Source organism: Brevibacillus brevis (assembly GCF_900637055.1).
Lineage (GTDB): Bacteria > Bacillota > Bacilli > Brevibacillales > Brevibacillaceae > Brevibacillus > Brevibacillus brevis.
Genome location: NZ_LR134338.1, coordinates 1061195 through 1080278, shown reverse-complemented (window position 1 = coordinate 1080278; position 19084 = coordinate 1061195). Strand labels below are relative to the sequence as shown.

Here is a 19084-nt window from a genome sequence, read left to right as displayed (position 1 = left end):
GCTTTAATTATTGAATTCCCCCATTTTTTTAACTCATGTAAATTAGTCCAAGCATTATCTCTTTTTCTTCATATGTTGATCCTACGAAACTTAAATAAGCGTAGAAGGTGAAAACATGAAAAAGAAAAAAAGATCATCATCCAAGATTGTGAAAAAAAGAGGTGTAAAACGGATAAAAATCATCACTCTAAGTCGCAAAAATGTACGTATAACAGAAAGTCTCGGAAATGGCTTTTGGCGCCACAGGTTTCAGCCCATCGAAATTAGACCATATTCATATGAATATATTAACTTGATACCAGCACCAGAAGGTACTAGGAGGGTTATCAGCGCTGGATGGATCATTGAACAACTTGAACCTGTATATGTGCTTGCAAATTACCCACTTGGACTAGATAGATGGTTTATGCAGATCTATAACCCCACTGGCGCTTTTAGAAGAGTATTAACTTGGGTAATAACTAAATCGCCATAAAAGGAAAGATGATGGACCCGCAGTTGTACAATTGCTTCGGTCGCGTCAGAAGTCTCGATATATCGAGCAAACATTTCGACTCCTGTCTCCTTGCAGGAGTTTTATCTTTTCGCTTGCAAATTGACTGGGAAAATATGTCTGCTACGCTTCATTCCAACTTTCCTCTTCTCACAAGTAATGTTTTGTTAAGCTAATGATTTTTCACTGACGTTTTTGTAAAATAATCCCAACACCATCAGCGAAGAGGAATGATTATGTGATTACATCCGCCGAAGAATTTGTAAGACTTAGAACAAGTGAGAATCCTGATGAATATCTTCGTGCAGCTTGGGAGGAAGCCCCATTGGATGTTTGGCATGAGGTAATTCAACATTATCCAGACATGTCTTTTTGGGTTGCTCAAAACAAAACAGTTCCTATTGAGATCCTCAAGCTCCTTGCAAAACATCCAGAGTGGAGAGTTCGAAGCATGGTCGCTTCAAAAAATAAGCTCCCTGAAGAATTGCAAGTAAAACTTGCTCATGATCCTGACTTTTCCGTTAGAAGGAGCATTGCCGCTAATAAAAAGGCAACTCTCAAGGCCCTTCAAATTCTTGTTGATGAACAAGATGATGACCTTAGAAAACTTGTTCTTGCAAGAATTGCTGAAGGTCGACACAAATAACTTAATTTGAAATGTAGCTACCTAGAAGGAACACCTAGTCTTTTATCCGTAACGACGCTTAAATATCCAAAAAACCATTGCCGGTTTATTCCCATCCGCAGAAACATTATCTTACATACTACTTGTATCCCGTTCCCCTCCCCAATTCCAGAGTCCTTGCTGCCCTTTTGCTGGCACCGGATCGATTCGTTTTACGTTCGTCTTTCCCAGGCGTACCGACCTGGTTCAAACCATCCGAAGAGCCTTTCATGTCCGTCGATCCTTATCGACTTGTGTCCGGTTTCACCGCCATACGCAATGATTCCGTCATCCGATAAAGAAATTGGGAGACAATCATTAAGACTACATGTTGCCACAATCGCCCCGGTTGGCAAATTGTCTGCTGTATACCCGTGCAAATCCAAAACACTTCGGAAAGGCTCTTGTAGGCAAATCTCCTTGTCCACTTTCTTAGCGGCATGAATCCCAATGGGTCCGCGGTACCTAGTTGGCCAGCCTCTAGTTTCGAATCGTTTTTCCCCGAGGGCGATCAGTGTCGCCCATGGCTGGTGAATGGTTATGGCTTTCACTTGGTTCCCTCCATTCAAGCTGCTTCTATAAGCCTGCTTCGCAGTTTCTTTATGTCATCAATAAGCGCTGCCTTGTCTTCGGGAAAAAACAGCATCATATCCAGCTTGATATCTATCAAATCTTTGATTTCCTTCACCGACATATCCTGTTCCAAGAATTGCTCGGTTGGAGAACCTAAGCCACTAAATTGGAATCTTGATGAACAATTGAAGAGAGTTCTGGATGTTAAAAATATTGGCAACCAATAATTATTTCCCTACACAATTTGTAAAGCAACTTCCTAATGTCCTCCATATGGGATACAATTGGTATTTGTTGGATTTCCTAAGGAGGATTTGTAATGTATGAACCATTGATTTTTAAAATGCTGTTACTTCTTGTCTTATCTCTTGGAATACTACTGATTGCAATATTTCCATTGATCGGAAAAGTACATAAAGGGTTTGCTACGGTAAGTTTAGTTGGTGGATTATCAGTAATTTTGCTCCTGCTATTCATCATTTTCGGACACCCTGTCCTTAGAGAGGCGATTTTTACATACGGTTTATCTTTCTGAGCAGTTTGTAAATGAACAAGTGAAACAATTTTGTTTCGTTGGCGTATTCCTCTAAGAGGTGATTACATTGCCATTATTCGCTATTATTTGGTTCCTATCAGTTGCTGCATGTATCTATATGGGCTTTATGGATGATTCCCCTAGTCATGCTGATAAGTGGATTGGATTGTTTGCGATCGCGACAACAAAAATGATGTGGTCGGATCTTAAAAGATGGCTTGCGTTAAGAAGTAATCGCATAACAGATTTGCCGAAAGGTCCTAATTAACATATTTACCGTTGTGTTAACTTCAAATTGTCGTAAAATGGTAGTTATCATTTGTTGCTATAACGACTGATTAGCACTCGGTCATGATTTAGATGTTGATTGAAGTGACAAGTCACTTTACTGATGATATTATCCTTCATGGAAAGAAACACAAACTGCATGAATTGAAGAATATGTTCCGCTTTTGCGTAGAGCAGAGTGAACAAACAAGTGATTTCCCTCATGTGTTTTGTAAGCTCTTTGACTTCGAACTCCTCCCATACTCACCTGACATTAAAGTTGATGTAGTTTTCGACACAGATACTCATCGAATTTATCGGCCCTTTTATTATGATATTATCCCCTTTGAGTAGACAGTGTAAAAAGCCCGCTCACCTAACGGTGGGTGGTACACTCTACTTGGAGGGGATTTTCTCATGGCTAAAAAAGGTCAAACATTCAAGCGTTATTCCGAGGAGTTTAAGCTGAGGGCAGTAAACATGTATCAACAGGGAGAGATGGGTTCTAAAGCAATAGCTAAGGAATTAGGGATACCTAGTAAAACACAAGTTCTACAATGGGTCCGAAAGAAGAATAAAGGCGAAGGTTTTGTGGATCAAAGAGGAAAGAATGGTTCTAGTGACACCCCATTTGTTGGTCGTCCAAGAACCAAGTTTGCTACTGTGGAAGAAGAAAGGGACTATCTAAAGGCGCAGGTAGAATACCTAAAAAAGCGCAATCCCAATCTGCATCTGGGGGGAAGGTATGGAAAATAACTCGCTTTACGATCATAGACGAGCTGCGTAAAAAATATCCACTAACGTGGTTGGTAGAAATTGCGCAAGTGTCACGGTCGGGTTTTTACAAATGGCTTAGCACCAAAGGAAAGCCGTCAGCAAGAAATGAGTTAGATCAGATTCTGAAAAAGCATATGATGGCGATTCATTTGGAGCATCCATACTATGGTTATCCACGAATGCAGGTAGCATTAAAGAAGAAGGGATTGAATGCGAATCATAAGCGAATATACCGCCTGATGAAAGAATTAAACCTCCAATCCATCATCAGGAGGAAGCGCCGCTATTTTGGTAAAGCACCTTCGATTGTATATCCCAACTTACTTAACCGTAAGTTTAGAGCGGACAAGCCCAATGAGGTATTTGTAACAGATATTACGTATGTTGCACTTCATAACCGTTACTATTACCTTTCGGTCATTCAGGACCTTTTTAACAACGAAGTTGTTGCCTGGAAAGTTTCCAAGCGAAATGATTTACAACTTGTGTTAGACACTGTGGGGCAGCTAAACGAAGAAAGAGACGTGCTGAAAGCAACCCTACATTCAGATCAGGGCTTCCAATACACGTCTCGACAGTACAATAAGCGAATAAAGGAACTTGGCATAAGTGGCAGCCACTCTCGCAAAGGAAACTGCCTTGATAACGCCTGCATCGAATCCTTTTTCTCGCACCTCAAAACTGAGACATTGTACTTTACTGAGTGTAAGACAGAAGAAGATCTCTTTCAAGCCATTGAAAAATACATTTGGTTTTATAACCATGAACGGTTCCAGAAAAAATTAAACCAGTGTGCCCCGGTTGAATACCGAAACACACTGGCTGCTTAGGCTTTTTTTATTGTGTCTACTTGACAGGGGTAAGACCAATTAAAGGGCTTTTTTCAATAACTATTTTGTTAAATAACGGATAGTATTACTGGAGAACCTATCCCCTAAAACTGAGGTGGGACTATTCATGAAAAAAATAATTATCTTCGTACTAACAACCCTGCTTTTTTCGCAACCTGTCCATGCTACTGAAAGTAAAACTGAATGCTACTTAATGAAACGTGCTTTTATAGAAGCAATGTTAGATAAGATAGGGAACGCAGTACGTATAAATGGTACGAATCGTTTGTGGTATAGAGGCGTGGAAGAAATTCTAGATGTAAGTAGACCAGACCCAAGAAAACTCACCCACTTTAACGTGACCATCCGAGTTAAAACATTTGCCGGACCACACAACCCACCTTATGCACTTGAAACGATGACGATCAAGCTGCCCGAGGGAGAAGTAATTAACTACAATATCAAGTGGCTTAAACCATGAGTATTCTCATCAATTGACAAACTACACATTTTGTATCCATCCGTTATATCCCCGGCAGCGAAAAGATTGTCTGCTGTCCATGTTCGGCAGCTACCGGGTTAATCCACAGAACTTCGGTTCTTGATCTGCCCGCCTCTGCCTGTACTTTGCGTTCGTCACGCTGCCACTTCCGCAGTCGGTCGTTGTACATAGGGTGGTCGTAACCGGATAGCAGAACGGAACCAGGATGCGCCAGCAACGTTTCCAAAAGCTCTTCATGCTCTACGTCCTTCATTTCGTTCTTATACATTCGTTTACTACGAGTAGAGAGAATGTACGGTGGATCAGCGTAGATCAACACTTCTGGTCGTTTTTGTATCGCTCCATCAGCTTTACCGCAGGCTGGCATTCAATCTGCACACCCCTCAGCCTGTCTGTAACTGTCATGATCTTATCCGGAAGTAGTTGCCAGTCCTTTGCTGGGTGGGGAGCGTTGAGGTCGATGATATGCCGCCATCCGGTGCGGTCGCTGGTCTTTCCGCCGCGTGCCATCCAACAACGGACGAGGAAACGTCTTGCTCGCTCCAAATCGTCTCCTTCTGACTCATAGCCCCGGTAGTATTCGGCGCGGGCATATGGTGTCCAACTGATTGCTCTGGCCAGAGCTTCCGGATTATCGCGGATGACCGAAAACAAATTTGAAACTTCCCCGTCCAGGTCATTCACAGTTTCAAGTATCGATCGCTCCTTGTTGAACAAAACTGCACCGCTACCGAAAAAGGGTGCCAGATAAGTTGTATGTTCCGGCATGTGACTGATAATCCAGTCAGCCATGCTCCACTTGCTCCTGGGGTAGTGCAAAATTCGCGGTATTTTACTCACCTGTCGCGCCTCCTTCCGCTTCGTTTATCTCCGTGAGCATTGTGCTAATATAAATATCATGTCGTAATTTTTCATGAGGGGTAATCATGAAGAAATTTAGAGTACATACCAACGGCATTAAGATAATGGTTCACCAATTTAGTGATTCAGGTACACCAGTAATCTTTCTCCACTTTATTCGCGGCAATGCTGTTGTTTGGAATGGGGTAATACCCTATTTTGTGGATCATTACACTGCAATTGCCATCGATTTGCGTGGTCACGGAGAATCTGATCAACCTGAAACTGATTACGAAATTTCAACCCTTGCGATTGACTTAATAGGCGTTCTAGATTCTCTTAATTTTGATGCCGTCCATATTGTAGGAAGTTCCCTCGGTTGTTACGTTGGTACATACTTAGCATCAAAATTTCCTTCCCGAGTTTTATCCATCGTTAATTCTGATGGAGCAATGCAAAATCATTCAGGGCCAAACGGTAAATTTGCTGACAAAAAGGAAGCCTTTCTTGAGAAACTCCGGGAACCAGATTTAGTTTTCTCTTCGATCGAAGACTACGTTAATTACGAGAAAGCACGCAGAACCGACTGGAATCATGTTCTTGAGAAGGCAGTCACCGATGGTTGGGCAATCTCGATGCGTAAACAAAAAGCTGGGCACTTTTCCCTCTACACCACTAATCAAACATTTATTCAAATCATGGGATCTTTGTACGATCTTAAACTTGAGAGCTTATATAAAAACCTCTCATGTCCAATACTTTTTCTCCCTGCAGCCATTCACCGGAACTTTGATAAAAAAAACCAATTCATACATGAAGTATTGAAGTATGCACACCCCCTAAGCAAATGTGTAAGCATACCTGAGACAAAGCATATTATGTTGTTTGACCACTATAAAGAAGTAAGTCAAGAAATCTTATCGTTTTTCAAAAATCTAGATAAACAGTCAGGCTTAACATAATTGAGCTTGTGTAACCTATAAACTGAAGTCTTCACCGCCTTGTCGATCAGATCTTGTGTAATCCCGATGTATTTCAGTGTGATTGCCGGATGTGAGTGATTGAAGATCATCTGTAGTGTCGCAATGTCCTTTGTTCGTTGGTAAAAGTAGTTTACTTAATGTGACCCCATCGTTTCCGAAAATCCGGTTTATATGGGAAAAATGAGATGGATGTATAGGCAAGGCGGGGGTAAGAAAACAAACCAAGAAATCATGATAGATGGTGATCATGAAGCACTTGTTTCCGAGGAAGATTTCGAGGCTGTTTCTATTCTTACTAAAAAGCGCTTAATATACCGCGAGAAGACCAATGTCTGCTTTCCGTTTACCGGGATTTTAAAAAGTGTCCGCTGCGGCAGTCCCCTCCAAGGCGGAGAAAAAAAAGCAAAAGCTTAGAAATTACCGATTTTACAGATGCAGCGGCCGATTTGCACAGGGAATATGCGATATCCCCGTAATAGCAGAAGACACGATTGAAAAGCTTATGCTTGAACAAATGGATTTCATTATAGACGAATCATGGTAAAAAGAAATTGAAGTAGTCAATGATAATCATGTTACCTTTACTGTCCCTGATTACGTTCAATTAGAGCGTGAATTAAGTGAAATACAAAAGCGGAAAAAGAAATGGCAGATGGCCTTTGCTAATGATGTAATTAGCCTAGATGACCTCAAACTCCGCATGCATGAAGAAAATGAACATGAAGAGACTATCAGGGCACAACTCATGTCAGAATCATCTATGGAAAAAGCGATACATAAGCTTTCAAAACAAGATGTCATGACATTTGCACAGAGCATAAAGGAAAACTGGCCACATCTTGAGCTTGACCACAAGAAAGGATTCTAAGAGGCGGGTTGTTTTCTGCAATAATCCCTCTGTCCATACTATGCACGCCCGTGCGCTAGCTGCTTGGCGTCGTACAGATAATTGTTAAGCCATACCTGGCATTCAGCTTTTAAATGTTCCACATTATAAATGCATTCTTCCTGTCGGCCACGGACAGTCACAAGGACACGATATAAAAAGCCATCGGTTGTTTTCTGCACATGAATTTTTCCACCGAGCTGCCCAAACTGGCTCCGATATTCTTGGTGTTTTCGCTCTGCCCACATCGATACGGTATCGAGCATGGGGCGGTATGACATTTTGAGCTGATCCTGATTAAGGCTTTCTGCATCAAGCGCGATTGCCTTAAAAAGCATGACGTATAGGATCGTTTCGTGTAGTATCTCTCGCCATTGGTCAGGTTGAATCATGGTCAACTACACCCGCTCTACCTGCAGCATTTTTTCCAAGGGCACCCACCATACACTATCGACTCGAACAAGCTTGATCTTGTTCTCGATTCGGTCGATATCCTTGACCACTCCCCATTCTCGACGGATACAGTCCTCAAGCCAGCTGACATTGATCGCAAAGTCTTTTCGAACAAAGTCGTAAATAATGACATTCATTTCAGCCAAGACGTCTGAATCAACCGGTGGTAACGGGGTCATGACTTCCTCGTAGTGATGTTCATACAATAAGGGAACAGATTGAAGTTGGCTATCAATACCGGTGTTTATTCTTTCCATCGCACAACCACCCCAAACAGGAACATTTGTTTGTATTATATACGAACAGATTGCGAACATGCAAACAAAAAAACCCCACAATACTGGGGCTTTGAGCTAAGAGGAATTATTCGCCTTAAATGATCTAATTAAAATGGAGGGTCTATATCTTTTTCTGTTTTGTTACCTTTAATGTTAACGATACGATCCAAAATAGAAGGAACATTCAGGTTTGCAAGTTTTGCGTTTTCCACGATCCCGCGCAATTCAGTCCACACTAATACAACTAGAATAAATGCTGGGAACGTGCCGTTAGGCAACCCATTTATGGACACAAATCCTCCTAGTGTATTCCCTATCGCAAGAAGTGTATAAGACCAAAGGAACATCCCGATATTTCTTTGAAGTCGAATATAATCATCTTGCTTTCTAAATTTATTTGCAACCATTCTCATTATAAAATTAATAATCGTTAATACAATAAATGCCCAAGTAACACTGGTTAAAGGACCAATGAGGACTGAGAGTATAGTGCCTATAAGTGTAAAAAAGGCTTTTGCGTTGCTGTACTCCACGAGATTACTCCATGCATGTTTCAACTCATCGAGTGGAACAATTGATACTCCAGCAACCCTTTTTGTCATAGTACTATCACCTTCACAACTAGGTTGTGACATTATATGTGATAAGTGATCAGATTCAGTACCTAGATTTTCGAGCTCATTTCGAGATAATTCCGTATACTTTAGAGCAACTTCAATAACTCCTATGTAAGCATTATCAAATGTCTCAGTAATGTCGCCTTTTTGTTTTGCTTTTAACACAGACCAATAAAGATCTCGTGTCGACTTCATAATGGTTTCGATATTTGCTTGAATTTCATTCGTTTCTTCTGACTTATGAACTAGACCTTCAATATAATTCTCAAGATCAAACCCTTTGTTTTCTAACATAATTAAGTCCTCTTCAACTGATTTCTAGTCTTTGGCCATGCCATAAAGAAGTCCAAATTAGTTTTTGTTGCAATATCTCTGTATTCGTCTATGATATCTGAAAGTTTCTCTTCATCGGTAATTTGTACATTTTTTTCAACGGAAACAATAGATAGGTTTTTATTATCTGAAAAACGCGCGATAAATAGTACATTGGTGTCATTTATAATGTATTCGGTTTTAATTTCAGTTGACACAGGTGTTTTCAAATAGTCTATATAACTTTCTTCAAATAATTCGGGCAACGGATCTTTTACATTGAGCGTGTTAATTATCTCTAATTTGTTTAAAATTAACTTACATTCATCAGTAAATAGGTTCATAGCCTTTAATAAGTTTACTAAGTTAGTATTAATACTTCCATACACTAAATAAATCACGACAGTGTTTTTAGTAAATGTCGCAGAGACAAATGGGAATCCTTTTTCAAATTGGATACCGTCCCTAAGTAATTTTACTTCTTCAAAGTCAAAATCGCTTTTTATTTTTTCGGCTTCTGATTCTGTAATTGAATCTAAATGCGGAGCAGATATTTGAAAATTCAATCCCAATAACACTGATGATCCAATCATTTCCATACTAATACTCTCCTAGCCTGTAATTATCTTCTAGTTTTTAATTTATTATTGCATTCAATTGATTTCTTGTCCACTTTCGAATATAGATCATTTGGACTACTTGTCCTTGTTTTTATATTTACATAGCATAGACCGTTCATGATTGTTTCTAACAATTTTTATTGAAATACAAAAGCCCTCCCCGGATTGCTCCGAAGGAAGTATATTGAATCAACACTAGAACTGGGTCTTTTGGTCATTATTTAATACACCTGATATGAATATAAAAAAAGAGTGAAGTAACCCTAAGGGCAACCTCACTCTTTTGGATTGTTATTCAATTTCTCGAAAGTAGTCGTAAATTCCAGCTACAATCGCATATGCTGCACGCTCAACTTGATCAGGATCATCATACCAATCTTGATTAATCTTACCAATTTCAAGGAGTGCTTTTGCTTCAGCTACTGTCGTATCTCTCAATACTGCTAAGTCGTCCGACCAAGCTATTGCTTGTGTCTGGAAGGTCGTATACTTTGTTGCAATATTCTCAGCCAAAATCTTGGATGCTTTTCCACCCTCTTGATAGGCTGCACCAACACGATTAAAACGATTGTCAGTATTCACATGAATACTGAGCAAAATATCAAGATCGTCATTGGCGTAATACTTATTGATTTTTTTACTCGCTCATTGACATCCTTAGCGTCGGTCGAACCACCAAAATCCTTATCAGTAATACGCGTCATATAAACTTTTGCACCTTCTGTTTCAAGCATGGTTCTAAGAACTTTACTAAACATCAGAGTAACATCTTTTTCTTGCCGACCCTTATATACTTTGCCTGGATGATCGCCGCCATGTCCTGGGTCAAGAGCAATCCTTTTACCTGTCAAATCCATTGTGATTCCACCTTTTAAATTTGGGTAAGGTATTCTGGCCAGAATCTCCTTTCAATATATAAAGTGAAAAACCTGATTGAAAATACAACCTTAGGAAAAGAAAATATAAAAAAACATCCCATTTCACAAAATTGTGATTTAGGATGTACATTTAATAAGAGTATGAATATCAAAAACTAGTATTAGCAAATAAAAGAATTACGTTTATAGTTTTTGGTTAATTTGATTATAATACTCAGTAATTTTCTTTTGAAATGCTTCTACCTTACTGAAGTCTTTTATGTTCAATTCAGCTGATCCGCCTTCTTCATCATTAACATAATAGGTTTGATATATAATATCAATAAATTCTTTCATCATTCTATTTATTTCAACTAACTCTTTAGTTTGATCCTTACTAAGTTCCATGGATTTCTGGCTCTTTTCAAGGTGGGCAAAGATATCTTGGAATCTGCTTGTAATTGTTTGTAGATATTCGTTCCCCACAATACTATCAGCAACTATTGAATATGCCTTTACTTCTACAAGTTTATCTTCAATATTACTTACACTTTCCCTATTAAATGTTTCCTCGTGAAACTTACTTTCAATGTCTTGGTAAGTAGTCACAAGGAGAAACAAATTATGTCCTGCTAGAGATTTTACCCTTAACTCTATCCCCTCCTTTTGTATCTGAGTAATAAATGCGTACCCAGCCAAGAATAAAATAATTACTCCTATCGCAATTTTTTTTATCATTGGACACTCCTTATAGTTTTTATACAGTGTGTGTACATTTTCTGCATTATACCAAAATTTGTATAAAAATTGAAAGGACTTTAGCCCTCTCCTTCCCATAGCCAAATTTTCGTATTTTATATAATCATAAGGGGTTCAGCATTATCAATAAATCAGTTACTTTTCTTCGGAAGTTTATACGATTTGACAGCTTTAATCATTCGAAATATTATCTCTTGATGTATGTCTTCACGTACACCTATATCCGTAAATTTTAACGACTTCCGAATCTTTGGCTCAAATCTTTCTATGATCTCTACCATTGCACTCTCATCATTATTTTGTGCTCGCTTTACCAGTGTTAACAGGCTCATGTATTCCGCCTCCCTCTAGCTGTTTTCTGATCTTCAGTAACGCTCGTTTCTTTGTTTTAGAAACGGCTTGTTGGCTAATGCCTGACAGACTCGCAGCCTCTGCCTCTTTGAGATTCCTCAAATATAGAAGTTTAAGTATCTCCTGTTCCTTTTCAGTGAGGGTTTGAACAGCATCCAAAACTCGTTTGTCAGCTAATACATCTTCCCACTCAGATGTGTCCTCCCGTTCACTTTTGTTAGTGTCGCTAACAAGGTTGTCTACAACCATTTCAATCTCGTCTGTAGGCTGGCATACCTTGCCTATCTTTTGATTTCGAACAGCCAACTCGATAGCTGTAAAACGAATGAGTGACGAAATAAATTTGGTCAATTGGACCTCAGCGTAAAACTCCTGAAGTCTACTATCCAATTCATCACTCCTCTGAGTGTCGCCCGGTGAAGTAAGCACTCGTTGGTATAGTAGTTGATTGTCTGCTTGAGCTAGAAATGCATCCAGCAACTTCTGATTAGCTTCGTCTGTAAGTTTAATCACGAAATGCCTCCTTTCAAAAAGAGATCGTACGTTCGCGTTTCTGATAAAAAAAATAGATGTGCCATAATCACACTGACACGTCCCGAACCACTCTATCCATTTTACTAAACTATCCAGTTTGTTTGCTTAATAATCCTGTAGTGTAAACTTTTGTAAGTATATGTAATTTCAGATACTCATGCCTTACACTCGAAAAAATTAATCCAAAAAAATAACCCCCCACCCTATTAAGGGCGAGGGGATGACAACAGATGATCAAAGATACTAACGATTTGGAGTTGCAAGTCTTCGCTTAATCCAATGGCAGCTCCTATAATGCCAAGGACGCCAGTCAGAATAAACAGCATGCTTTTTTTGTTGTTTTTCAGCCAGTCTATCATTCTGTAACACAACCTCTCAGTTTCACGGTTTGGGTTTTCCCATCCCACTCAGCTTGAAGACAAAGCGCGGCAGCCATCTCACGAGCAGGAGCATATGCCGATCCCTCTATAATCTTCTCGTTTAAATCTTTGCCGTTTACACGCACATCTTGGGTAGCCGCGATCCACTCCACTTTTCCACCAGTAGCATTGGCTACCGCTCTTACAGGAAGCATGAACACACCACCCTGTAGGAAACCAGTGACTGATAACAGTGAACCATTCAGGCTAATAGCAACCGGTACTTGCTGTGGTTTGTCCGGTTTGTCCACAGGCTTCTGTAAATACTGTGAATAATCCGACCGAAACTTACCCATCGGGAATGCAGGGCAGTTTTTCCACGCATAGCCGGGGTACTCCTGGTGACCAAGCACCTGCTTCATAGTTGGAATCTGTACCTGCAGGTGCTGTATCAGGCGATTCGCCGCATCGAGCTGTGCAGCGGTTGGTTGTTGTGTCCGGAAGTCTCCGACAATGCAAATGCCTAGCGCATGACGGTTGCTATTGTCTACGTGGTAGGAAATTGTTTCTGGATCGTTACACCAGTAAATCACCCCATCCTTTTGGATCACAAAATGATAGGCAATGCCCGGCCAGCCGTTCGTGGTGACATGATAACCTGCGAATGCCTCCGGTGTTCCGCTTTTTGTAGCTGAATGATGCATGGCTGCCGATCGGATATCTGATGGCTTACGCCGTCCATACCTTAATGTTTTGTGGCGTGGTAAAGAGGTGCGAACGTCCATAACGCGCGCGTCTGGTATTGTCATATTCATTTTTATTTTTGCTCCTTTCTTGCGGCTCTCTCAGCCTTTGCTTTGATTTCTGATCCGACCAAGTTAACAATCGATTTCGGAACAGGCCAACCAGCTCGGTGAGCATTTGCTGTGAGGCTGTTCCATGTGTGATAGAGTAGACCGAATGTAACTCCATAAAACAGAAAACCGGGTGTACCCATCACCCGATCTAGCGTGTTAGCAACGGCTGGCAATGCTAAAAGAAACAGCGAACGCGGGATTCGGGATAGGCCGTATTCTGACGTGTAGGACTTATCCTTTTTCGCTGCGGATATGCCCGTGACCCAATCAAGTGTGATCATGAAAAATAGCACAAACAAGATATCCATCCTGCCAGTTCCATAGAGGTATTGAAATATCGGAGTAAGAAACACTCCCGTAGTTACTGCCATTCCGTTTGCCGGGGTCACTACGTTATCTAAACTCTGTAAAAACTTCATCAACTCATCTTCCTCCTCACCCCCTCGGGGCAATAAAAATAGCCCCGAGGGGTTCGAGGCAGGTTCACAGTCTTGATGATAAAAAACTCCCCCGGGTTATCCCGAGGGCAGTTGATGGTTAAACGCTATAAGGTAACAGAAGTGACATTCGATTCCCCAGCTCTACTACCACCTGTAACAATCAGTTTAAAATGGTATGTCGTACCTTGTGATAAACCAAAAACCATCGCAATTGTTGAGTTTTTTTCTAAATATAAATTTGTTGGTGACCAGTTATTTCCACCGTCAATTGACTGCATCAAAACGACGCTAGTCGCACCTTCAGCTTTACTGAATCCAAGGACAACAGCTGATGGGGATGCTCCATTCACCTTCAAATCTGAAATTGGTACAACGCTATTCTCGACTTATACCCTTCTCTTTCTGAGGATTTTCGTTCGAGCCTACACCGTGCGGACGACTTTCATCGCACACGGCGTTCCATCAACGAATAAGAAGTTTTTTACAATGGGCAACTTTATCGTAAGCCAACTGTTTCTCTACGTCTGCTATCCAAAGTTAACCCAGATCATCGGAAAAAGGAGCCAGCCCAGCAGCTCCCCCATGAAAACATCTATGGAAAAAACGATACATAAGCTTTCAAAACAAGATGTCATGACATTTGCACAGAGCATAAAGGAAAACTGGCCACATCTTGAGCTTGACCACAAGAAAGTAATTATGCAAACTGTATTCTCCAGAATTGAAGTAGATACATATGGTGAAGCTGTTGGTGGTCCTGGTCGAAGAGTAGCATGCAAAATTATTTCATTTGAAACGAAAAAAGAGGCGGTTTCCCGCCTCTTTTTTCTCCCAATCAATCCCAAGCAAACCTCTGCTCTTTCCAAGGATCACCGTACATATTGTACCCGTTCTTCTCCCAAAACCCTTGTTTGTCTTTCTCCATAAACTCAATCCCACGTACCCACTTGGCGCTTTTCCAGAAGTAGAGATGCGGGATGACAAAGCGCAGCGGCCAGCCGTGCTCAGGGGTCAAATCCTCGCCGTTATGTTTCGTAGCGAACAGATTGCCGTTTTTCATGAAGTCGACAAGCGGAATGTTCACCGTCCATCCGTGCTCAGCGTGCAGCATGACGTACTTCGCTTCCGGCTTCACCTTTACCAGCTTCAGAACTTCCTCCACCGGAATGCCTTCCCATTCATTGTCCAGCTTGCTCCACCCTGTAACGCAGTGAATATCATTGGTCGTGCCGCCTTTTGGCAGAGCCATCATTTGCTCATAGGTCAATGCAACTTCCTCTTCGACGAGACCGAAAAGACGAAAGCTCCACTCGGTGGACAGGTCTGTATATTCAGGAACCTCCCCGTAGTGCAGGACAGGAAAACCTGTCGTCTGCTTCTGATTAGGGGGAATACGGTCGCGTTTGGTGTCTGTTGATGGATTGATAAACATGTTGGTTCCACTCCCCTCGCTGATCAGTGTTCTCGATTATTTTCCAACCCGCAAAAGGGCGTGATCTACCTTGATGCACATGTCCTGCACAACCTCGATGCCTTGATCTGCAACCAGTTTAGCCGCTTCTTCATTGGCAATGCCTTGTTGCATCCAGAACACTTTTGGCTTGTTCTGCATTTTCAATGCATCCTCTGCAACAGGCATCATGTCTTCGCTTCGGCGGAACACATCGACGATGTCGACTGGTTGATCGATCTCAGACAGACTGGCAAGCACTTTTTCACCCAAAACCGTTTCACCCGCGATGACAGGATTGACCGGGATGATCTTGTAGCCCACGTTCTGCATAGCTTGCGATACCATATAGCTGGTGCGGTCCGGCTTGTTGGACAGACCCACTACTGCGATCGTTTTTGCATCCTCCAGCAGTTGACGACGTGCTTCGTTGCTTGGATTTTGTGCCATGTGAAAACACTCCTCTTTTATATTGAAATGAGATATGGAACTACCTCTTATTCACTACGGCTGGAAACAAACTCAACAATCGTGCGCGTCATTGCTCCGGTACCGCCCGCTGGTTGCATGTCGCCAGCACTTGCTGTGTATGCCGTACCCGCGATGTCCAGATGTACCCAAGGTGTGTCGCCAACGAATTCTTGCAGGAAAACACCGCCGATGATGCCGTGGCCATAACGTCCACCCGAGTTTTTCAAATCGGCAAAGCGGCTCTTGTTCAGGCTGCGATACTCCTCAAAGGTAGGGAGCTGCCACAAGCGCTCGCCTGCGACATCTGCTGCATTCATTAGCTCATCCATCAGTGCTTTGTCGTTGGTCATCGCACCGGAGCAGAAATGACCGAGCGCGACCACGATACCACCTGTCAAGGTAGCGGCATCCACCAGGCAAGACACACCTTGCTCTTTTGCATAGGTGATGCAATCAGCCAGGACGAGGCGACCTTCTGCGTCTGTCGTAATAATCTCCACCGTTTTGCCGCTCATGGTCGTGATGACATCGCCTGGACGGAATGCTGTTCCGGATGGCATGTTTTCCACGGTACCGACGACAGCGAGTACGTTTACTTTCGGTTTGATTTGCCCCAGTGCCTCCAATGCGCCGATCATCGCAGCCGCTCCACCCATGTCCGACTTCATGTCTTCCATGCCAGCTACTGGCTTGATGGAAATTCCACCTGTATCAAACGTCACGCCTTTCCCGATCAAGCCGATGACATCGTCCCACGTGTCTCTTCCTTGATATTTGACTACCACGACATAAGGCTCAAGCTCGCTGCCTTTCGCTACAGAGAGTACTCCGCCCATCCCCAGCTCTTCCAGCTTCGCTTTTTCCATTACTTCCACAGTCATGCCATAGCGCTCTGCTACCTCGACCATCGCATCCTTCAATGCGCGTGGAGTCAAGTAGTTAGCTGGTTCATTGACGAGCGTGCGTGCCAGATTCGTCCCGGATACGAGCGCCGAACCACGTGCAACACCTGCCTGTACCAACGAAGCATCGGCATCTGCTGACAAAATTTGCACCGTCGCAATTGGGTCAAACTCACGCTTTGCCTTTTGACGGTAGCCCTCGTAGTTATATTCGGCAAGTCCAAAGGCTTCCGTTACTGCCTGCGCCAGACGGTCAGCACTCAGATGCTCTGTTGTTGGCAAATCAACAACCACTGTTTTGCCGTTGCCTTTTCCCACAACTGTTTTGGCTGCACGTCCCCATGCATTTCGGGCTGTGACGAAATCAAATTTGCCTGGTTCACCCATCCCGACGATCAACAGTTTTTTCGCAGCTACGCTGTTCATTCCGTGGACAACCGTAATTTCCTTCGCCTCACCCGTAATTTCCTTGTCCTGCTGCAAGCCACTCAGACTGCCTCCAAAAGCTTCGTCCAATTCCGGGTATACTTGAGAAATCTCCTCACCCTTCCATAGTGGGACAATCAGTTCATCACACGCGATATTCACAAGCTGTATGCGTTTTTCTACTGCTACTTTCATATACTCTTCCCTCTTTCTGTGTGGTAGGATACTATATGGGCACATTTGTTTAACATGATGTGTCGACATATAAGCGCAAGGGTGGAAACGTCATGGCTTTTGCCTCTGTATAAGAAATGACATCCTTTTCCGGCAACAATTTCTCGCATTCATCTATGTAACGAAGAACTCTTGTTACGTCCAGTCCCCAATGAACTGGCTGGTAACGGGTCAAATACTTTCGTGCATTGCCTAACATCCAGCGAGCACCTTTTATATTGCCGTACTCTTGGTGATACAGTCCGACTGACAATTGCAGCAATCCTTGCAAAAACTTGTCTGACTTATCTTCCATCCAGATGTCTTCCAACAGATCGTGGCATTCGTAGTATTCTCCATCATTGAATTTTTCAATGAACTGTAAATACTGCTCGGGATACCCCATGGATGCATGCCTCCGTTTCGAACCTTCCGTCTTCATGGTAACACAGATTGGCAGTGACTTTACATCCAAACAAAAACTTCACGGATTAAGACAACGCCCTTCTGTTACAATAATCCTAGAGATAAGCGCACAGTAGAAAGGAATGGATTTTCCGTGGCGGATTTTTTTGAAAACTTCCCCTTATGGGCAGCACTGCTAGCCATAGGGATCGCCCAATTTGTTAAAATTCCCCTCCATTTTTTTGCAACGAAAACGTGGCAATGGTCACTGCTCATGAGTACAGGCGGTATGCCCAGCTCTCACTCTTCTGCCGTGACAGCACTATCCACAGCCGTGGGACTGCGCGAGGGCTTTGGCAGCAACATGTTCGCTATTTCCGCCATTCTCGGTGTAATCGTGATGTTTGATGCCGCAGGTGTCCGCCGCCATGCCGGTATGCAAGCCGTTGTCTTAAATAAGCTGGTCGATGAATTCAACCACCTGCTAGAAGGAATGAAATCGTTAAAAGTACGCCCTAACCAGGAAAAAGCGAAAAAACTGAAAGAACTGCTCGGTCATCAACCCATCGAGGTATTGATCGGCGGTTGGTTAGGCGTGATGATTGCGTTATTGCTCCATCCGTTTTTTTAAAGGAGGGCTCCCATGCGCATTGTTTCCATCTGCCCCAGCAATACCGAAATCCTGTATTATTTAGGCTTGCATGAGCATGTCGTCGGTTTGGATGATCACTCTGACTGGCCGCTGGAGTGGCAGCATCTCCCCCGAGTTGGGCCCGATTTAACAATTGATATGGACCTGGTCGCTGCCCTCCAACCGGATCTGGTCGTAGCGTCGCTCTCTGTTCCTGGCATGGAGAAAAATATAGAAGCTCTGCGCGACAGAGACATTCCTCATATCGTCCTGAACCCTTCCCGAATCGGGGAAATTGCTCATGACATCCGACTCGTCGGTGAGGCGACAGGAACACAGAGGCAAGCCGAGCAGCTTGCGGTCCAATTTGACGAAACCATTGAAAGCATCCGACAAAAAGCAGCGAAGTACGTTCAACGCCCGAAGCTGTACTGGGAATGGTGGCCGAATCCCATCTACACACCTGGTCAGGAAAATTGGCTGACCGATGTAAGTGAGATTGCGGGTGCCACCAATATTTTTGCAGACTATCCTGTCGCGAACGTCAAGGCCACGCGGGAAATGGTCATGGAACGCAATCCGGATCATATTTTCATCGTCTGGTGCGGAATTGAACTGAAGCGAATCAAGCCTGACATGATTACAAGCCGACCAGAGTGGATGAACATGACCGCGATTCGAAACAATCAGGTCCACTTGTTGGAAGAAGGCCTCTATTGCCGCCCTTCTCCTCGCATTTTGGAAGGACTGGAGAAGCTGGTTGATTTGATTCATACAAAATGACACAAAAAACGTTCAA

At 42.7% G+C, this 19084-nt stretch carries 29 protein-coding genes and 2 pseudogenes; 12 read left to right on the top strand and 19 right to left on the bottom strand.

From position 1 onward, the window contains the following. The first annotated feature begins 115 nt into the window (after positions 1 to 115). Positions 116 to 475, top strand: a complete 360-nt coding sequence (locus EL268_RS05755) for a hypothetical protein (protein WP_106653785.1) — start codon at positions 116 to 118, stop codon at positions 473 to 475. Between the two features lie 256 nt (positions 476 to 731). After that, positions 732 to 1139: a hypothetical protein gene (locus tag EL268_RS05750; RefSeq protein WP_106653784.1), complete on the top strand. Its 408-nt coding sequence runs from the start codon at positions 732 to 734 to the stop codon at positions 1137 to 1139. A gap of 111 nt (positions 1140 to 1250) precedes the next feature. Here EL268_RS05750 and EL268_RS05745 read toward each other — a convergent pair. Both EL268_RS05745 and EL268_RS33645 read right to left on the bottom strand, forming a co-directional pair. Further along, positions 1251 to 1708 (bottom strand): annotated as a pseudogene (locus tag EL268_RS05745) (ASCH domain-containing protein). A 14-nt stretch (positions 1709 to 1722) separates the two neighbouring features. Then, positions 1723 to 1845, bottom strand: a complete 123-nt coding sequence (locus EL268_RS33645; protein WP_255438255.1) for a hypothetical protein — start codon at positions 1843 to 1845, stop codon at positions 1723 to 1725. 204 nt (positions 1846 to 2049) lie between these two features. Here EL268_RS33645 and EL268_RS05740 point away from each other — a divergent pair, with 204 nt between their 5' ends. The 3 genes from EL268_RS05740 to EL268_RS05730 all read left to right on the top strand — a co-directional run bounded on the left by EL268_RS05740 (position 2050) and on the right by EL268_RS05730 (position 4620). Continuing rightward, on the top strand, positions 2050 to 2265 hold the full coding sequence (locus tag EL268_RS05740) for a hypothetical protein (protein WP_106653783.1): 216 nt from the start codon (positions 2050 to 2052) through the stop codon (positions 2263 to 2265). Between the two features lie 684 nt (positions 2266 to 2949). Next, a protein-coding gene (locus EL268_RS05735) for an IS3 family transposase (RefSeq protein WP_126435372.1) occupies positions 2950 to 4139 on the top strand; the annotation gives its coding sequence in 2 pieces (ribosomal slippage) (positions 2950 to 3238 and positions 3238 to 4139; 1191 coding nt in all). A 127-nt stretch (positions 4140 to 4266) separates the two neighbouring features. After that, entirely contained in the window at positions 4267 to 4620 is a 354-nt protein-coding gene (locus tag EL268_RS05730) for a DUF3888 domain-containing protein (RefSeq protein WP_106653629.1), read from the top strand. A 43-nt stretch (positions 4621 to 4663) separates the two neighbouring features. Here the strand turns inward: EL268_RS05730 and EL268_RS05725 are convergent. Further along, positions 4664 to 5433 (bottom strand): annotated as a pseudogene (locus EL268_RS05725) (DNA adenine methylase). Positions 5434 to 5567: 134 nt separating this feature from the next. Here EL268_RS05725 and EL268_RS05720 point away from each other — a divergent pair. The 4 genes from EL268_RS05720 to EL268_RS05705 all read left to right on the top strand — a co-directional run bounded on the left by EL268_RS05720 (position 5568) and on the right by EL268_RS05705 (position 7332). Beyond that, positions 5568 to 6443 (top strand): alpha/beta fold hydrolase, encoded by an 876-nt coding sequence (locus EL268_RS05720; protein WP_106653628.1) that lies wholly within the window; start codon positions 5568 to 5570, stop codon positions 6441 to 6443. Between the two features lie 168 nt (positions 6444 to 6611). Continuing rightward, positions 6612 to 6878 carry a recombinase family protein gene (locus EL268_RS33915; RefSeq protein ID WP_276330440.1) on the top strand — a complete coding sequence of 89 codons (267 nt, stop codon included), beginning with the start codon at positions 6612 to 6614 and terminating at the stop codon, positions 6876 to 6878. Then, a complete protein-coding gene (locus tag EL268_RS33910) occupies positions 6826 to 7008 on the top strand; it encodes a recombinase zinc ribbon domain-containing protein (protein ID WP_373863437.1) in 183 nt (60 codons plus the stop codon). Before EL268_RS33915 ends, EL268_RS33910 begins: the two co-directional genes overlap by 53 nt. A 108-nt stretch (positions 7009 to 7116) precedes the next feature. Then, positions 7117 to 7332, top strand: a complete 216-nt coding sequence (locus EL268_RS05705) for a hypothetical protein (RefSeq protein ID WP_106653626.1) — start codon at positions 7117 to 7119, stop codon at positions 7330 to 7332. A 38-nt stretch (positions 7333 to 7370) separates the two neighbouring features. On the opposite strand, the gene EL268_RS05700 is transcribed toward EL268_RS05705, so the two are convergent. The 12 genes from EL268_RS05700 to EL268_RS05650 all read right to left on the bottom strand — a co-directional run bounded on the left by EL268_RS05700 (position 7371) and on the right by EL268_RS05650 (position 13766). Continuing rightward, the gene (locus EL268_RS05700; protein ID WP_106653625.1) at positions 7371 to 7742 is read right to left on the bottom strand and encodes a YhjD family protein; all 372 of its coding nucleotides are present in this window, start codon (positions 7740 to 7742) and stop codon (positions 7371 to 7373) included. A 6-nt stretch (positions 7743 to 7748) separates the two neighbouring features. After that, positions 7749 to 8060, bottom strand: a complete 312-nt coding sequence (locus EL268_RS05695) for a hypothetical protein (protein WP_106653624.1) — start codon at positions 8058 to 8060, stop codon at positions 7749 to 7751. A gap of 128 nt (positions 8061 to 8188) precedes the next feature. Beyond that, positions 8189 to 8992, bottom strand: a complete 804-nt coding sequence (locus EL268_RS05690) for a phage holin family protein (protein WP_106653623.1) — start codon at positions 8990 to 8992, stop codon at positions 8189 to 8191. A gap of 2 nt (positions 8993 to 8994) precedes the next feature. Next, complete coding sequence (locus tag EL268_RS05685) at positions 8995 to 9609, bottom strand: hypothetical protein (RefSeq protein WP_106653622.1); 615 nt, start codon at positions 9607 to 9609, stop codon at positions 8995 to 8997. A gap of 312 nt (positions 9610 to 9921) precedes the next feature. Next, positions 9922 to 10227 carry an N-acetylmuramoyl-L-alanine amidase gene (locus tag EL268_RS33640; protein WP_106653621.1) on the bottom strand — a complete coding sequence of 102 codons (306 nt, stop codon included), beginning with the start codon at positions 10225 to 10227 and terminating at the stop codon, positions 9922 to 9924. Continuing rightward, positions 10209 to 10487, bottom strand: a complete 279-nt coding sequence (locus EL268_RS33635; RefSeq protein WP_106653620.1) for an N-acetylmuramoyl-L-alanine amidase family protein — start codon at positions 10485 to 10487, stop codon at positions 10209 to 10211. Before EL268_RS33635 ends, EL268_RS33640 begins: the two co-directional genes overlap by 19 nt. 204 nt (positions 10488 to 10691) lie before the next feature. Further along, positions 10692 to 11225 carry a hypothetical protein gene (locus tag EL268_RS05670; RefSeq protein ID WP_106653619.1) on the bottom strand — a complete coding sequence of 178 codons (534 nt, stop codon included), beginning with the start codon at positions 11223 to 11225 and terminating at the stop codon, positions 10692 to 10694. Between the two features lie 152 nt (positions 11226 to 11377). Beyond that, positions 11378 to 11527: a helix-turn-helix domain-containing protein gene (locus tag EL268_RS05665; protein ID WP_232030511.1), complete on the bottom strand. Its 150-nt coding sequence runs from the start codon at positions 11525 to 11527 to the stop codon at positions 11378 to 11380. Positions 11528 to 11540: 13 nt separating this feature from the next. Further along, positions 11541 to 12110, bottom strand: coding sequence for a sigma-70 family RNA polymerase sigma factor (locus EL268_RS05660; RefSeq protein WP_164724437.1), 570 nt, complete (start codon positions 12108 to 12110; stop codon positions 11541 to 11543). 227 nt (positions 12111 to 12337) lie between these two features. Then, the gene (locus EL268_RS32665) at positions 12338 to 12490 is read right to left on the bottom strand and encodes a hypothetical protein (protein WP_164724436.1); all 153 of its coding nucleotides are present in this window, start codon (positions 12488 to 12490) and stop codon (positions 12338 to 12340) included. Further along, positions 12487 to 13305: an N-acetylmuramoyl-L-alanine amidase gene (locus tag EL268_RS05655; protein WP_106653616.1), complete on the bottom strand. Its 819-nt coding sequence runs from the start codon at positions 13303 to 13305 to the stop codon at positions 12487 to 12489. Before EL268_RS05655 ends, EL268_RS32665 begins: the two co-directional genes overlap by 4 nt. A 2-nt stretch (positions 13306 to 13307) precedes the next feature. Then, complete coding sequence (locus EL268_RS05650) at positions 13308 to 13766, bottom strand: phage holin family protein (protein WP_106653615.1); 459 nt, start codon at positions 13764 to 13766, stop codon at positions 13308 to 13310. 114 nt (positions 13767 to 13880) lie between these two features. On the opposite strand from EL268_RS05650, the gene EL268_RS05645 reads away from it, so the two are divergent. Further along, positions 13881 to 14714: a hypothetical protein gene (locus EL268_RS05645; protein WP_126435370.1), complete on the top strand. Its 834-nt coding sequence runs from the start codon at positions 13881 to 13883 to the stop codon at positions 14712 to 14714. Here EL268_RS05645 and EL268_RS05640 read toward each other — a convergent pair. Genes EL268_RS05640 through EL268_RS05625 form a run of 4 tightly spaced genes read right to left on the bottom strand, consistent with a single transcriptional unit; the run spans position 14623 to position 17655 of the window. Further along, on the bottom strand, positions 14623 to 15219 hold the full coding sequence (locus EL268_RS05640; RefSeq protein ID WP_106653614.1) for a sulfite oxidase-like oxidoreductase: 597 nt from the start codon (positions 15217 to 15219) through the stop codon (positions 14623 to 14625). The genes EL268_RS05645 and EL268_RS05640 overlap by 92 nt on opposite strands. Positions 15220 to 15255: 36 nt before the next feature. Beyond that, positions 15256 to 15687, bottom strand: coding sequence for a CoA-binding protein (locus EL268_RS05635; RefSeq protein WP_106653613.1), 432 nt, complete (start codon positions 15685 to 15687; stop codon positions 15256 to 15258). A gap of 47 nt (positions 15688 to 15734) precedes the next feature. After that, positions 15735 to 17231, bottom strand: a complete 1497-nt coding sequence (locus EL268_RS05630; RefSeq protein ID WP_106653612.1) for a leucyl aminopeptidase — start codon at positions 17229 to 17231, stop codon at positions 15735 to 15737. Positions 17232 to 17280: 49 nt separating this feature from the next. Next, positions 17281 to 17655, bottom strand: a complete 375-nt coding sequence (locus EL268_RS05625) for a DUF309 domain-containing protein (RefSeq protein WP_017251328.1) — start codon at positions 17653 to 17655, stop codon at positions 17281 to 17283. 153 nt (positions 17656 to 17808) lie between these two features. On the opposite strand from EL268_RS05625, the gene EL268_RS05620 reads away from it, so the two are divergent. Both EL268_RS05620 and EL268_RS05615 read left to right on the top strand, forming a co-directional pair. Next, positions 17809 to 18285, top strand: coding sequence for a divergent PAP2 family protein (locus tag EL268_RS05620; RefSeq protein WP_106653611.1), 477 nt, complete (start codon positions 17809 to 17811; stop codon positions 18283 to 18285). 12 nt (positions 18286 to 18297) lie between these two features. After that, entirely contained in the window at positions 18298 to 19068 is a 771-nt protein-coding gene (locus EL268_RS05615) for a cobalamin-binding protein (RefSeq protein WP_106653610.1), read from the top strand. Positions 19069 to 19084 lie beyond the last annotated feature (16 nt).

Excerpts from the sequence above, each read along its gene's own strand:
- EL268_RS05755 (WP_106653785.1), top strand. The coding sequence starts at position 116 with ATGAAAAAGAAAAAAAGATCATCATCCAAGATTGTGAAAAAAAGAGGT.
- EL268_RS05740 (WP_106653783.1), top strand. The coding sequence starts at position 2,050 with ATGTATGAACCATTGATTTTTAAAATGCTGTTACTTCTTGTCTTATCT.
- EL268_RS05730 (WP_106653629.1), top strand. The coding sequence starts at position 4,267 with ATGAAAAAAATAATTATCTTCGTACTAACAACCCTGCTTTTTTCGCAA.
- EL268_RS05720 (WP_106653628.1), top strand. The coding sequence starts at position 5,568 with ATGAAGAAATTTAGAGTACATACCAACGGCATTAAGATAATGGTTCAC.
- EL268_RS05705 (WP_106653626.1), top strand. The coding sequence starts at position 7,117 with ATGGCCTTTGCTAATGATGTAATTAGCCTAGATGACCTCAAACTCCGC.
- EL268_RS05700 (WP_106653625.1), bottom strand. The coding sequence starts at position 7,742 with ATGATTCAACCTGACCAATGGCGAGAGATACTACACGAAACGATCCTA.
- EL268_RS05695 (WP_106653624.1), bottom strand. The coding sequence starts at position 8,060 with ATGGAAAGAATAAACACCGGTATTGATAGCCAACTTCAATCTGTTCCC.
- EL268_RS05690 (WP_106653623.1), bottom strand. The coding sequence starts at position 8,992 with ATGTTAGAAAACAAAGGGTTTGATCTTGAGAATTATATTGAAGGTCTA.
- EL268_RS05685 (WP_106653622.1), bottom strand. The coding sequence starts at position 9,609 with ATGGAAATGATTGGATCATCAGTGTTATTGGGATTGAATTTTCAAATA.
- EL268_RS33635 (WP_106653620.1), bottom strand. The coding sequence starts at position 10,487 with ATGGATTTGACAGGTAAAAGGATTGCTCTTGACCCAGGACATGGCGGC.
- EL268_RS05670 (WP_106653619.1), bottom strand. The coding sequence starts at position 11,225 with ATGATAAAAAAAATTGCGATAGGAGTAATTATTTTATTCTTGGCTGGG.
- EL268_RS05665 (WP_232030511.1), bottom strand. The coding sequence starts at position 11,527 with ATGGTAGAGATCATAGAAAGATTTGAGCCAAAGATTCGGAAGTCGTTA.
- EL268_RS32665 (WP_164724436.1), bottom strand. The coding sequence starts at position 12,490 with ATGATAGACTGGCTGAAAAACAACAAAAAAAGCATGCTGTTTATTCTG.
- EL268_RS05655 (WP_106653616.1), bottom strand. The coding sequence starts at position 13,305 with ATGAATATGACAATACCAGACGCGCGCGTTATGGACGTTCGCACCTCT.
- EL268_RS05650 (WP_106653615.1), bottom strand. The coding sequence starts at position 13,766 with ATGAAGTTTTTACAGAGTTTAGATAACGTAGTGACCCCGGCAAACGGA.
- EL268_RS05645 (WP_126435370.1), top strand. The coding sequence starts at position 13,881 with ATGGTTAAACGCTATAAGGTAACAGAAGTGACATTCGATTCCCCAGCT.
- EL268_RS05640 (WP_106653614.1), bottom strand. The coding sequence starts at position 15,219 with ATGTTTATCAATCCATCAACAGACACCAAACGCGACCGTATTCCCCCT.
- EL268_RS05635 (WP_106653613.1), bottom strand. The coding sequence starts at position 15,687 with ATGGCACAAAATCCAAGCAACGAAGCACGTCGTCAACTGCTGGAGGAT.
- EL268_RS05630 (WP_106653612.1), bottom strand. The coding sequence starts at position 17,231 with ATGAAAGTAGCAGTAGAAAAACGCATACAGCTTGTGAATATCGCGTGT.
- EL268_RS05625 (WP_017251328.1), bottom strand. The coding sequence starts at position 17,655 with ATGGGGTATCCCGAGCAGTATTTACAGTTCATTGAAAAATTCAATGAT.
- EL268_RS05615 (WP_106653610.1), top strand. The coding sequence starts at position 18,298 with ATGCGCATTGTTTCCATCTGCCCCAGCAATACCGAAATCCTGTATTAT.